The organism is Microbacterium sp. MMO-10 (genome assembly GCF_037148715.1).
GTDB lineage: Bacteria > Actinomycetota > Actinomycetes > Actinomycetales > Microbacteriaceae > Microbacterium.
In genome coordinates, this window is record NZ_JBBCSV010000005.1 from 86,671 (window position 1) to 99,394 (window position 12,724).

At 70.2% G+C, this 12,724-nt stretch carries 10 protein-coding genes; all 10 read left to right on the forward strand.

Translation table 11 applies throughout. The features are described from left to right. Positions 1–17 precede the first annotated feature (17 nt). The 10 genes from WFJ17_RS16455 (at position 18) to WFJ17_RS16500 (ending at position 12,718) form a co-directional block, all read left to right on the forward strand. Complete coding sequence (locus WFJ17_RS16455) at positions 18–1,802, forward strand: peptidoglycan D,D-transpeptidase FtsI family protein (protein ID WP_336648978.1); 1,785 nt, start codon at positions 18–20, stop codon at positions 1,800–1,802. A gap of 49 nt (positions 1,803–1,851) precedes the next feature. After that, positions 1,852–3,282 carry a UDP-N-acetylmuramoyl-tripeptide--D-alanyl-D-alanine ligase gene (locus WFJ17_RS16460; protein WP_251442009.1) on the forward strand — a complete coding sequence of 477 codons (1,431 nt, stop codon included), beginning with the start codon at positions 1,852–1,854 and terminating at the stop codon, positions 3,280–3,282. Beyond that, positions 3,279–4,394 (forward strand): phospho-N-acetylmuramoyl-pentapeptide-transferase, encoded by a 1,116-nt coding sequence (mraY, locus tag WFJ17_RS16465; protein WP_251442007.1) that lies wholly within the window; start codon positions 3,279–3,281, stop codon positions 4,392–4,394. The genes WFJ17_RS16460 and mraY overlap by 4 nt, the downstream gene beginning before the upstream one ends. Then, entirely contained in the window at positions 4,391–5,929 is a 1,539-nt protein-coding gene (gene murD / locus WFJ17_RS16470; RefSeq protein ID WP_336649146.1) for a UDP-N-acetylmuramoyl-L-alanine--D-glutamate ligase, read from the forward strand. Before mraY ends, murD begins: the two co-directional genes overlap by 4 nt. Then, positions 5,892–7,106 (forward strand): peptidoglycan glycosyltransferase FtsW, encoded by a 1,215-nt coding sequence (locus WFJ17_RS16475; protein WP_251442005.1) that lies wholly within the window; start codon positions 5,892–5,894, stop codon positions 7,104–7,106. The genes murD and WFJ17_RS16475 overlap by 38 nt, the downstream gene beginning before the upstream one ends. A gap of 1 nt (position 7,107) precedes the next feature. Next, positions 7,108–8,181, forward strand: coding sequence for a UDP-N-acetylglucosamine--N-acetylmuramyl-(pentapeptide) pyrophosphoryl-undecaprenol N-acetylglucosamine transferase (locus WFJ17_RS16480; RefSeq protein ID WP_292886141.1), 1,074 nt, complete (start codon positions 7,108–7,110; stop codon positions 8,179–8,181). Between the two features lie 102 nt (positions 8,182–8,283). Continuing rightward, positions 8,284–9,684, forward strand: a complete 1,401-nt coding sequence (gene murC / locus WFJ17_RS16485) for a UDP-N-acetylmuramate--L-alanine ligase (RefSeq protein WP_251442000.1) — start codon at positions 8,284–8,286, stop codon at positions 9,682–9,684. A gap of 2 nt (positions 9,685–9,686) precedes the next feature. Beyond that, complete coding sequence (locus WFJ17_RS16490; RefSeq protein ID WP_336648979.1) at positions 9,687–10,706, forward strand: FtsQ-type POTRA domain-containing protein; 1,020 nt, start codon at positions 9,687–9,689, stop codon at positions 10,704–10,706. Positions 10,707–10,874: 168 nt separating this feature from the next. Next, complete coding sequence (gene ftsZ, locus WFJ17_RS16495; RefSeq protein ID WP_251441994.1) at positions 10,875–12,038, forward strand: cell division protein FtsZ; 1,164 nt, start codon at positions 10,875–10,877, stop codon at positions 12,036–12,038. Then, positions 12,035–12,718: a YggS family pyridoxal phosphate-dependent enzyme gene (locus WFJ17_RS16500; protein WP_251441990.1), complete on the forward strand. Its 684-nt coding sequence runs from the start codon at positions 12,035–12,037 to the stop codon at positions 12,716–12,718. The genes ftsZ and WFJ17_RS16500 overlap by 4 nt, the downstream gene beginning before the upstream one ends. Positions 12,719–12,724 lie beyond the last annotated feature (6 nt).

Consider the following 12,724-nt stretch of genomic DNA (forward strand, 5'->3'; position numbering starts at 1 on the left):
CCCCGGATGGAGATCCGATGACACCCCGAGCCAGCCGGACCTCGCGTCGGCGGACCGTCCTGGCGACCGCGGCGATCCTCCTCGTCATGGGCGGCTTCGTGGTTCGCCTCGTCGACGTGCAGGTCGTCAGCGCCTCGGCCAACGTCAAGCAGTCCGAGAAGCTGAGCCTCGGGTACGCGAAGGACATCGACGGCGCGCGGGGCAAGATCGTGGACTCCAGCGGAACCGTGCTCGCCGAGAGCCAGCTGGTCTACGACCTGCAGATGGATCCCGCGGTGATGAAGGGCCTCGAGGACGACAAGAACAACAAGCCGAAGCTCCCGTGGGCGAAGGCCTCGAACGAGATCGCCGCGATCACGGGGCTGACCGGTGACGAGGTGCGCAAGATCGCCTCGGACGCGCTGGCGGAGGATCCCGGCTCGCACTACGCGATGATCAAGACGGGTCTGAGCACCGATCAGTTCCTGAAGATCCGTGCGCTCGGCCTCGCCTATCTGTGGCCGCTGCCGCGGTCGGTCCGGGTCTACCCGAACGGCGCCGTCGCCGGCAACCTCATCGGCTTCATCGCCGGCAACGGCGACAAGGAAGGGCTCGAGGAGATGCAGAACTCCTGCCTGAGCGCGACCAAGGGCAAGGAGAGCTACCTCGTCGGCAAGGACGGCGTCGTGATCCCGGGGAGCCAGAGCGAGCAGCCCGCCGTGGACGGCGGCACCGTGACGCTGACCATCAACACGGAGCTGCAGTGGTACCTGCAGCAGATGATCTCCGAGGAGGTCAAGGCGCAGGGCGCGAAGGCGGGCACGGTCACCGTCGTCGAGGTCGGCACCGGCAAGATCCGGGCCGCGGCCGAGTACCCCACCGTCGACCCCAACGACCCGGGAGCCGCCGATCCGCAGGACCGCGGATCGCGCATCTTCAGCACGAGCTTCGAGCCGGGCTCCACGTTCAAGGCCATCACGGCGGCGTCGGTGATGGAGTACGCGAACGCGAACGCGTCGACGGTGGTGACCGGCGCATCCAGCCACGAGGAGTTCCCGAACGGAGCCGTCATCAACGACGCGTTCGACCACCCCGCCTACGACTACACGCTCGCGGGTGCCCTCATCGACTCCTCGAACGTCGCGCTCTCCAAGTTCGGCGACATGGTGAGCGACCAGCAGCGCTACGACGAGCTGATCAAGTTCGGCGTCGGGAGCAAGACCGCGATCGACTTCCCCGGCGAGGCGTCCGGGATCATCCACCCGGTGAAGGACTGGGACTACCAGTCGCACTACACGACCACGTTCGGCCAGTACTACACCGTGACCGCGCCGCAGGTGGCCAGCGCCTATCAGGCCATCGCGAACGGCGGCGTGAAGATCCCGCTGTCCCTGGTGGAGTCGTGCACGAGCGCCGACGGCAAGGTCACCGATGCGCCTGCGGCGAAGCCGCAGCGCGTGTTCGACGCGACCAAGGACGCCGAGCTCAGCCGGATGATCGAGAACGTGGCCGTGCAGGGCAGCGTGTCCGACCAGATCAAGGTGCCCGGCTACCGCATCGCGGCGAAGACCGGAACGGCGCAGAAGCCGGATCCCACCACGGGTGCGTACAAGGAGGGGATCTACTTCACCAGCATGGTCGGGTACGCCCCGGCCGACCATCCCGAGTACGTCGTCGTGGTCACCCTGGACGAGCCCACTAGGGTAACGTCGTCTGCGGCCACCGCGCCCGCCTTCCAGAAGGCCATGACGCAGGTGCTGAAGACCTATCGCGTGCAGCCGTCCACCACCCCTATGGAACCGCTGCTGCCCAAGTACCAGTGATGACCGCCGTCATCCGACCCGGCGGTACCGCCCGGAGGATCCTTTTCCCATGATCGCTCTGTCCCTCGCGGAGATCGCCGAGATCGTCGGCGGAGAACTTCGTCCTGCTGCGGGTCACGATCCCGCATCGATCGTCTCCGGTGTCGTCGACACCGACTCGCGGCAGATGTCGGCCGGCGGAATCTTCGTCGCCAAGCCCGGAGAGCACACCGACGGGCACCGGTTCGTCGGCGCGGCGCTCGAGAACGGCGCGGTCCTGGCGCTCGTCGAGCATCCCGTCGACGACGTGATCTCGCAGATCGTGGTGGCCGACGTCATCGATGCGATCGCCGAGCTCGCCCGCGCCGTGGTGGCACGCGTCCGCGCGGCCGGCGATCTGCGCATCGTCGGGGTCACCGGATCCAACGGCAAGACGACCACCAAGAACTTCCTCGCGCGGATCCTGCAGGACGAGGGGGAGACGGTCGCGCCGATCGCCTCCTACAACAACGAGGTGGGCGCCCCGCTCACCATGCTGCGGATCTCCGACACGACCCGCTTCCTGGTGTGCGAGTTCGGCGCGAGCGCGCCGGGGGAGATCGCGCGCCTGGCGGGTCTGGTGAACCCTGATGTGGTCATCGAGCTCATGGTCGGTCTCGCGCACGCCGGCGGCTTCGGCGGCATCGAGGAGACCGCCCACGCCAAGGCCGAGCTGCTCGACGCCGCGCGGATCGGGGGCACGGCAGTGCTGAACCTGGACGATGCGCGCGTCGTCGGCATGACCCCGCGAGCCGAGGCGCGAGACCTGCGGATCGTCGGATTCGGGCAGACGCCCGCGGCCGAGGTCCGTGCCCGCGACATCGACGTGACGGCCTCTGGCACGTCGTGCACGATCGTGATCGCCGGGGAAGCGCCCGCGGAGGAGCGCGCGCTGCCGCTGCGCCTGCAGGTGCTCGGCGCGCACCACGTGAACAACGCCCTCGCCGCGGTCGCCGCGACGCGCGCCCTCGGCGTGGACCCGGCCGACGCGATCGCGCGCCTGGAGACGGTCCGGATCGCCGAGCGGTGGCGGATGCAGCCGATGGGCGGCGACGAGGTGCGCATCATCAACGACGCCTACAACGCCAGTCCCGACTCGATGGCCGCGGCGCTGCGCACGCTGGCTCAGATCACCGGCCCCGGCGAGCGGACCGTGGCCGTGCTGGGCGCCATGAGCGAGCTCGGCGAGACGGCGGGGGATGAGCACGACCGCATCGGCCTGCTCGCCGTGCGCCTCAACATCCAGAGGATCGTCGTCGTGGGCGCCGATGCCCGTCGCCTCTTCCTCGCCGCCGTGGGCGAAGGGTCGTGGGACGGCGAGGCCGTGCACCTGCCCGACGCCGACGCCGCCTTCGAATACCTCCAGGGCGAACTGCGTCCCGGCGACCGGGTGCTCGTGAAGTCGTCCAACTCCGCCGGGCTCCGATTCCTCGGCGATCGTCTGGGAGAATCGTTCTCGTGAGATCTCTGCTGACCGCCGCCGCGATCTCCCTCGCGTTCACCCTCCTGCTCACGCCGGTCTTCCTCCGGCTGTTCCGGAAATGGGGCTGGGGACAGGTCATCCGCACGCCCGAGTCGATCGCGAACCCGAGCCACCAGGCCAAGCGCGGCACCCCCACGATGGGCGGTGTCATCTTCATCCTTGGCACCATCGTCGGATACGGCATCGGCACCTTCACCGGCGGCAGCTACCCGACGGCTTCCGGTCTGCTGGTGATCTGGCTGATGGTCGGCTTCGGAGCGGTCGGCTTCATCGACGACCACATGAAACTGCGCCAGCAGCAGAGCGCGGGCCTGTCGGGCTGGCGCAAGATCATCGGCCAGGTGCTGGTCATGGTCCCCTTCGGCGTGGTGGCGCTCCTGGTGCGCAGCCCCGCCGGCACGACGCCGGCGAGCGGCTTCATCTCCCTCTTCCGCGACATCCCGGTGCTGTGGCTGTTCGCCCTCGGGCCCATCGTCGGCTGGCTGCTGTACCTGCTGTGGATCTCGGTGATCGGCATCGCGACCTCCAACAGCGTCAACCTCACGGACGGGCTCGACGGCCTCGCCGCGGGCTGCGCCGTCTTCGTGATCGGCGCCTACAGCCTCATCTCTTTCTGGCAGTTCAAGCAGTCCTGCGCGGTGGAGTCGCTCTCCCCGTCGTCGCTCAAGGGCTGCTACGACGTGGCGCACCCCTTCGACCTCGCGGTGATATCGGCGTCGTTCGTCGGCGCGCTGATCGGCTTCCTCTGGTGGAACGCCCCCAAGGCGAAGGTCTTCATGGGGGATGTGGGATCCATGTCGATCGGCGGCGTGATCACCGCCCTCGCGATCCTCACCCGCACCGAGCTGCTGCTGGTCCTTCTCGCGGGCGTGTTCATCATCGCCTCCGGCTCGGTGATCGTGCAGCTCGCGTACTTCAAGCTCACCCGCGGCAAGCGCCTGTTCCTGCAGAGCCCGTTCCACCATCATCTCGAGATGCGCGGCTGGCCCGAGGCGACGATCGTGGTGCGGATGTGGATCATCGCGGGGCTGCTCTCGGTCTCGGCGTTCGGGCTGTTCTACGTCGAGTGGCTGCGGCAGACCAGCTCATGAGCCGCGATCTGGATGCCCTGACCAGCTGGCACGCGGACTGGCGGGGGCTGCGGGTCGCCGTGCTCGGCCTGTCCGTCACCGGGTTCTCGGTCGCCGACACCCTCGCCGAGCTCGGCGCCGAGGTGCTGGTGCTGTCCGAGAGCGCCACCGAGGAGTACGAGCGGCTGGTGCCGCTGATCGGCGCGCAGCTGTGGATCGGCGATCTCGGATCCGTGCCGGATCGCCTCGTGGAGTTCGCCCCGGAGGTGGTCATCGCGTCGCCCGGGTTCGCCCCGGCCCACCCGGTGATCGCGTGGATCCGCGCGCAGCGGATCGCTCTCTGGGGTGACATCGAGCTGGCGTGGCGGGTACGGGACAAGGTCGTCCGTGAGGACGGCACCCCCGCGGAGTGGGTGCTGATCACCGGCACGAACGGCAAGACGACCACGACGCAGCTCACCGCGACCATGCTGGTCGCCGGCGGGCTGCGCGCGGCGCCGTGCGGCAACATCGGCGTCCCGGTGCTCGACGCGGTGCGCGATCCCGGCGGCTTCGACGTCCTCGTGGTGGAGCTGTCCAGCCATCAGCTCTGGTACCTCGGCCTCTCCACGGCTGCGGGGCAGCCCGTGCCGTGGGCGACCACGTGCCTCAACCTCGCCGACGACCACCTGATCTGGCACGGCAGTGCGCAGGCCTACCGCGACGCCAAGGCCCTCGTCTACCGCAACACGCGCGTGGCGTGCGTGTACAACAAGGCCGACGAGGCGACGCAGCGCATGGTCGAGGACGCGGACGTGATCGAGGGCGCGAGGGCGATCGGATTCGGGCTCGGGATCCCCGGTCCGAGCGATGTCGGCGTCGTCGAGGGCATCCTCGCCGACCGGGCGTTCCTCGACGATCGTCGCAACACGGCCCTCGAGATCACGACGGTAGCGGATCTCGCCGCCCGCGGCCTCGACGCGCCCCACATCGTGCAGAACATCCTCGCGGCGTCGGCCCTGTCCCGCTCGCTCGGTGTGGAGCCCGCCGCCATCGCGGCCGCGCTCGACGGCTTCCGCCTGGACGCGCACCGCATCGAGGTCGTCGCCCGCGCCGGCGGCATCACCTGGGTGGACGACTCCAAGGCGACCAACCCGCACGCCGCGCAGTCGTCGCTGCAGGCGTATCCCGGCGCGATCTGGATCGTCGGCGGAGACCTGAAGGGCGTGGATCTGTCCGAGCTCGTCGCCGGGGCGGGCGCGACCGCCCGTGCGGCCGTCGTGATCGGCGTCGATCGCGGGCACCTTCTCGAGGCGTTCGCACGACACGCGCCCGAGGTGCAGGTGGTGGAGGTCGTCCCCGGCGACACTGAAGAGGTCATGACCCGCGTCGTCGAACTGGCGGCGGGCATCGCCCAGGACGGAGACACCGTGCTCCTCGCTCCGGCGGCGGCGTCCTTCGACCAGTTCGCCAGCTACGCGGATCGGGGCCATCGCTTCGCCGAGGCGGTGCGGCAGTGGATCGACCAGGGGAGCGCCGGTGACGCAGGTGGGAGCACGCCCGACGCCGACGCCTGAGCCCCGCGTCGACGGACTCGCCGCCCGGGTCCGACTGGGCCGCGTGTTCCGCCCGGTGTCGACCGAGTTCACGCTGATCGCCTCGACGTCGCTCCTGCTGACGGTGTTCGGCCTCGTGATGATCCTCTCCGCGTCCAGCGCGAACGCGGTCGAGAACGGACAGGATCCGTTCGCGATCGTCATGACCCAGGCGCTCGTCGCCGCCATCGGCATCCCGGCCATGTTCCTGATGAGCCGGTTCCCCGTCAAGTTCTGGAAGCGCACGGCCTGGTTCGTCCTCATCGGCGCGGTCGGCCTGCAGATGCTCGTCTACACGCCCCTCGGATACGAGAACGACGGGAACACGAACTGGCTGCGGATCGCGGGTCAGGTGGTGCAGCCCTCCGAGTTCATCAAGCTCGCCCTGGCCGTGTGGGCGGGGTTCATCCTGTGGCGGAAGCAGGACCTGCTCGGGCGCTGGAAGCATGTCTTCATCCCCTTGATCCCGGTCGGCTTCCTGGCGATCGCCGCGGTGCTCGGGGGCAAGGACCTCGGGACCTCGATGATCCTCTTCCTCATCATCCTGGGAGCGCTGTTCTTCTCCGGCGTGCGGCTTCGGATCTTCGTCCTGCCGCTGCTCATCTCGCTCGTCGCCGTGCTCGGCTTCGCGTTCGCCGACGAGCGCCGGCGCGCCCTGATCCTCGGGGCGCTCGACCACTCGAACGACACGAGCTGCTACCTCGACAGCTGCTATCAGCAGGTGCACGCGATCTGGGGCATGGCCAACGGCGGCATCTTCGGGCTCGGCCTGGGCAACTCGCGGCAGAAGTACGGGTGGCTGCCCGCGGCGTCCAACGACTACATCTTCGCGATCGTGGGAGAGGAGCTCGGCCTGATCGGCTGCGCCCTGGTGCTCGCGCTCTTCGCGCTGTTCGCGGTCGCCGTGTTCCGGATGATCCGCCGCACGGACGATCTGTTCGTGCGCGTCACCTCCGGCGGCATCGTCGTATGGATCCTCGCCCAGGCGCTCATCAACATCGGCGTCGTCCTCCGGGTCGTCCCCGTGCTCGGCGTGCCCTTGCCGTTCATGTCGCAGGGCGGCACCTCGCTGCTGTCGGTGCTGCTCGCCTGCGGGGTGCTGCTGTCGTTCGCGCGCACGCTCCCGGCACCCTCCCCGGCGGTTCCGGTACGCTCCTGAAGTGACCACGTACCTTCTGGCCGGCGGGGGAACCGCAGGCCACGTCAACCCGCTGCTCGCCGTCGCCGACGGCCTGCGCGCCCGCGATCCCGAGACGGGCGTGCTCGTCCTCGGCACCCGGGAGGGGCTCGAGTCGAGGCTCGTCCCGCAGCGCGGCTACGAGCTCCTCACCGTCGACAAGGTGCCGTTCCCCCGGCGCCCGAACGGGGCCGCCCTCGCCTTCCCCGCACGGTTCTCCCGTGCCGTGAAGCAGGTGCGCGCCTACATCCGCGAGCACGGCGTGGACGAGGTCATCGGCTTCGGGGGCTACGCGGCAGCGCCGGCGTACGTCGCCGCCCGCCGCGAGGGCGTTCCCTTCGTCGTCCACGAGGCCAACGCGCGCCCCGGAATGGCGAACGTGCTGGGAGCCCGATCGGCGGCGGCCGTGGGCGTCGCGTTCCCCGGCACCCCGTTGCGCGGCGGCGAGGTCGTCGGCATGCCGCTGCGCCGCGAGATCGTCGACCTCGACCGCGCGGCTCTGCGTGCGGACGCGGCGGCCGAGTTCGGCCTGGATCCGGACCGTCCCGTGCTGCTCGTGTTCGGGGGCTCTCTCGGCGCGCAGCGCTTGAACGAGGCGATCGCCGGATCCTGGCAGAGCATCCTCGACGCAGGATGGCAGATCCTGCATGCGACGGGCGACCGCTCCGAGATGCCCGACCCCGGGGCCGCCGGGTATGCGGTGCGCCGCTACCTGGACCGGATGGACCTCGCCTTCGCGCTGGCGGATCTGGTGCTCTCGCGCTCGGGCTCGGCCACCGTCAGCGAGATCAGCGCGCTCGGCATCCCCGCGATCTACGTGCCCTATGCGGTGGGCAACGGCGAGCAGCGCCTCAACGCCGCTGCCGCCATCGATGCCGGGGCCGCGCTCCTCATCGACGATGCGCGACTCACCCCCGAACAGGTGCGCGACGAGGTGGTGCCCCTGCTCCGCGACGCATCCCGGCGGGCCGCGATGCAGCGCGCGGCGGAGCAGGTCGGATCCCGCACCGGGACCGAGGACCTCATCGCCCTCGCCGACCGCGCGCTCGCGCGCTGAGCGCCGGCACGCGCGCCGGGGCGGAACGCCCGACCGGCGAGCCAGGCCCTCGGCGGGTGCGCCCCGACTTAGGATGATTCAGCCCTTAAGGACGAAAGAGCAATGATCAGACCCGACCTCTCCCTGCCGATCCCCGACGACATCTCCGCCGCGCACTTCATCGGCATCGGCGGCTCCGGCATGTCGGGGCTCGCGCGCATGTTCCTCGACGCGGGCATCCGCGTCTCCGGAAGCGATCGCGCCGACAGCGACAACCTGCGGGCGCTCGCCGCGCTCGGCGCCGAGGTGCACGTCGGACACGACGCCGCGCACCTCGGCGACGCCGACACCGTCGTGCACACCGGCGCGATCTGGCCGGAGAACCCCGAGTTCGTGCTCGCCAAGGAGCGCGGACTGCACGTCATCCACCGGTCCCAGGCCCTGCACTGGCTGATCGGCGGTCGTCGCCTCGTGTCGGTGGCGGGAGCCCACGGCAAGACGAGCTCGACGGGCATGATCGTCACCGCCCTGCGCGAGCTCGGCGCCGACCCCAACTTCGTCAACGGAGGCGTGATCGAGCAGCTCGGCACGTCGAGCTCCTCCGGGGCCGATGACCTCTTCGTGATCGAGGCCGACGAATCGGACGGCACGTTCCTGCTCTACGACACCTCCGTCGCGCTGATCACGAACGTGGACCCCGATCATCTGGATCACTACGGATCCGACGAGGCCTTCCACGACGCGTTCGTCACGTTCGCGAACGGGGCGAGCGAGGCCGTCGTGATCTCCAGCGACGACCCGGGCGCGCTGCGCGTACGCGCCGGCATCACCCATCCGAATGTGATCTCCTTCGGCTTCGCGGACGACGCGGACCTGCGGATCACCGACGTCGTCACCGACGGCGCGGTCGCCGCGACGCTGACGATGCACGGCGAGTCCGCGCGCATGCAGCTGTCGGTGCCCGGCGTGCACAATGCGATCAACGCCGCGGGCGCGGTGGCCGTCCTGACCGCGCTCGGTCATCCCCTGGCGGACGCGACCCGCGCGGTGCAGGGCTTCGCCGGTACCGTGCGGCGTCTCGAGCTGCACGGCGTCGAGCGGGGCGTGAGCGTCTACGACGACTACTCGCACCACCCGACCGAGGTGCGCGCGGCGCTCGAGGCGATGCGCACGATCGTCGGCGGCGGACGCATCATCGCGATCCAGCAGCCGCACACCTACTCGCGGACCCAGCACATGTACCGCGAGTTCGCCGAGGTGCTGGAGACCTACGCCGACCACACCGTGATGCTCGACGTCTACGGCGCCCGCGAGGACCCGGTGCCCGGTGTGACGGGCGAGCTGGTCAGCGGCGCATTCGCGGATCCGAGCCACGTGCATTACGTCGCAGACTGGCAGCAGGCCGCGGACTACACGGCGACGGTGGCACGCGACGGCGACTACGTGATCACGCTCGGCTGCGGCAACGTCTACCAGATCATCCCGCAGGTGCTGGACGCGCTGCGCACCACCGCCGAGGGCTGATCGTGCGCCGGCCGTCCGCGATCCCCGTCTCCGCGCCAGCGGTCGAGCACGATGGCTCGACTGCTGGCGAGGGCGAGACGGGGCGCCTCGGACGCCGGCGGAACCCCGCGCCCGAGGCGGACGCTGCGGGCTCCGGCCCTGCCGGGACGGATCCCGCGGTTTCCGGCCCGGAGGGGAGCGGAGCGCCGATCGCGTTCGAGAGTCGACGGCCCCTGGACTCCTCCGCGATCGTCGAGGACGACGACAGGGCCCCGGCCGGCTCCGCCCTCACGGCGCGCGACCTGTGGCAGGCGACGAGGGCGCGCCGCCGGGCCCTGCGCGGCGAGATCCGCCGCTTCACGCAGCGGTCCCGTCGCCGCAGGATCGCCTGGATCGTCGGCGCCGCCCTCACCGTCCTCGTCGTCGGCGGAAGCGTCGGCGCCGCGTACAGTCCGCTGTTCGCGGTGCAGACCATCACGGTCGAGGGGGCGAGCGCGATCAAGCCCGCCGAGGTGCAGAAGGCGCTCGCCGATCAGCTCGGGCGCCCGCTCGCGCTCGTGGATGCCAGCGCCGTCAAGGCCGCGCTCGTGCGCTTCCCCTTGATCGAGACCTACCGGCTCGAGGCCCATCCGCCGCACGACCTCGTGGTGCGTCTCGTCGAGCGCACGCCTGTCGGGGTAATCCAGCAGAGCGACGGGCGCTTCACGGTCGTCGATGCCGCCGGTGTCGTCCTCTCCACCGCCGAGGCCCAGCCTCCCGGGTACGCCCTGATCGAGGTCGCCGGAGGGACCGGCACCGCGGCCTTCGCCGCGGCGGGCACGGCTCTGCGCACCCTCCCCGCCGAGCTGCGCGCGCAGGTAGGCAGCGTGACGGCGTCCACGCCGGATGACATCGTGCTCACGCTGACGAGCGGCACCACGGTGACCTGGGGGAGTGCGGACCAGTCGGCGCAGAAGGCACTCGTGCTGCAAAGGCTGATGGGCGCCAATCCGGGCGCGACGAGCTTCGACGTCTCCTCGCCGGGCGTCGGCATCGCCGGCTGAGCACGAATATCCGAGGCGATCGCGCTCAGGCGCGTGTCGCTTGGCTTCTGCGCGGCATGCGCCGCTTACCTTCGATCCAGAGAAAGCAATACCGGGAAATACTTTAACCTTCTGCTTGAGGTTTAAGGTTGCCCTCGGCTCGAGGCTCGAAATACATCGGAGGACGGGATGAGCCAGAACCAGAACTACCTCGCCGTGATCAAGGTCGTCGGTGTCGGCGGTGGTGGCGTCAATGCTGTCAACCGCATGATCGAGCTCGGCCTGCGCGGCGTCGAGTTCATCGCCATCAACACCGATGCGCAGGCGCTGCTCATGAGCGACGCCGACGTCAAGCTCGACGTCGGTCGCGACCTCACCCGCGGTCTCGGCGCGGGTGCGGACCCCGAGGTCGGCCGGCGTGCCGCCGAGGATCACGCGGAGGAGATCGAGCAGGCGCTGACGGGCGCAGACATGGTCTTCGTGACCGCGGGCGAGGGCGGTGGGACCGGCACCGGCGGAGCGCCGATCGTGGCGCGGATCGCCAAGTCGATCGGCGCCCTGACTATCGGCGTCGTCACCCGGCCGTTCTCGTTCGAGGGTCGCCGCAGGCAGAGCCAGGCCGACGCCGGCGTGGCGAAGCTGAAGGAAGAGGTCGACACCCTCATCGTGGTGCCCAACGACCGTCTGCTCGAGATCAGCGACCGCGGCATCTCCATGATCGAGGCGTTCGCCACGGCGGACCAGGTGCTCCTCGCCGGTGTGCAGGGCATCACCGACCTGATCACCACGCCCGGTCTGATCAACCTCGACTTCAACGACGTCAAGTCCGTCATGCAGGGCGCCGGATCCGCGCTCATGGGCATCGGATCCGCGCGTGGCGCGGATCGCGCGATCAAGGCGGCCGAGCTCGCCGTCGAGTCGCCGCTGCTCGAGGCCTCGATCGAGGGCGCGCACGGCGTGCTCCTCTCGATCCAGGGTGGATCGAACCTCGGCATCTTCGAGATCCACGACGCGGCCGACCTCGTCAAGGAGGCCGCGCACCCCGAGGCGAACATCATCTTCGGAACGGTGATCGACGACACGCTCGGCGACGAGGTGCGCGTCACGGTGATCGCTGCGGGCTTCGACAGCGGAGAGCCCACGCTGCGCCTGGACCCGCAGATCTTCTCGCGCACGTCGGCTCCGGCCGTCGCCGAGAAGCCCGCCGCCGAAGAGGACCCCGAGGCGTCCTCCGACGAGGCGGCGCCGCGGGAGACCGCCCCCGTCACGGTGCCGTCGATCCCGCCGGTGCACACCAGCATCGAGCCGGGCTTCGACGAGAGCGACCTCGACATCCCCGAGTTCCTCAAGTGACCTCGGTCGCCGAGCGGCTGTCCGCGATCGATGCAGCGATCGCGGACGCCGCGCGGCGCGCGGGACGCGACCCCGCGGGGATCACCCGCATCGTGGTCACGAAGTTCCATCCCGCCTCCCTCGTGCGGGAGCTCTACAGCCTCGGAGTCCGCGAGGTCGGCGAGAACCGTCAGCAGGAGCTCTCCTCGAAGTCCCAGGAGCTCGCCGATCTGGGGGAGCTGCGCTGGCACTTCATCGGTCAGGCGCAGACGAACAAGGCGGGCCTGATCCGGCGTGCAGCTCAGGCCGTCCACTCGGTCGACCGGCCGCGCATCGCCGACGCCCTCGACCGTGCCGGGGCGGACGCGCCGCCGCTGGACGTGCTGCTGCAGATCAACCTCACCGACGATCCGGGTCGCGGGGGCGTCGCTCCCGCGGACCTCGAAGGGCTCGCCGAGCACGTGCTCGCCCTGCCCACGCTGAGACTGCGCGGAGTCATGGCGGTCGCCCCTCTCGATGAGGAGCCGGCCGCCGCCTTCGCGCGCGTGCACGAGTACGCCGCCCGTCTGCGCGCGATCGCGCCGGAGGCGGACTGGATCTCGGCCGGGATGACCGGCGACTTCGCCGAGGCGATCGCCGCAGGCGCGACACACCTTCGCATCGGCTCCGCAATCACGGGACCGCGACCCGCCCAGGGTTAGCCTCGA

What these genes read in the sequence shown, in the direction of transcription:
- ftsZ (WP_251441994.1), top strand. Translation starts at nt 10,875, where the DNA reads ATGAGCCAGAACCAGAACTACCTCGCCGTGATCAAGGTCGTCGGTGTC.
- WFJ17_RS16455 (WP_336648978.1), top strand. Translation starts at nt 18, where the DNA reads ATGACACCCCGAGCCAGCCGGACCTCGCGTCGGCGGACCGTCCTGGCG.
- murD (WP_336649146.1), top strand. Translation starts at nt 4,391, where the DNA reads ATGAGCCGCGATCTGGATGCCCTGACCAGCTGGCACGCGGACTGGCGG.
- WFJ17_RS16460 (WP_251442009.1), top strand. Translation starts at nt 1,852, where the DNA reads ATGATCGCTCTGTCCCTCGCGGAGATCGCCGAGATCGTCGGCGGAGAA.
- murC (WP_251442000.1), top strand. Translation starts at nt 8,284, where the DNA reads ATGATCAGACCCGACCTCTCCCTGCCGATCCCCGACGACATCTCCGCC.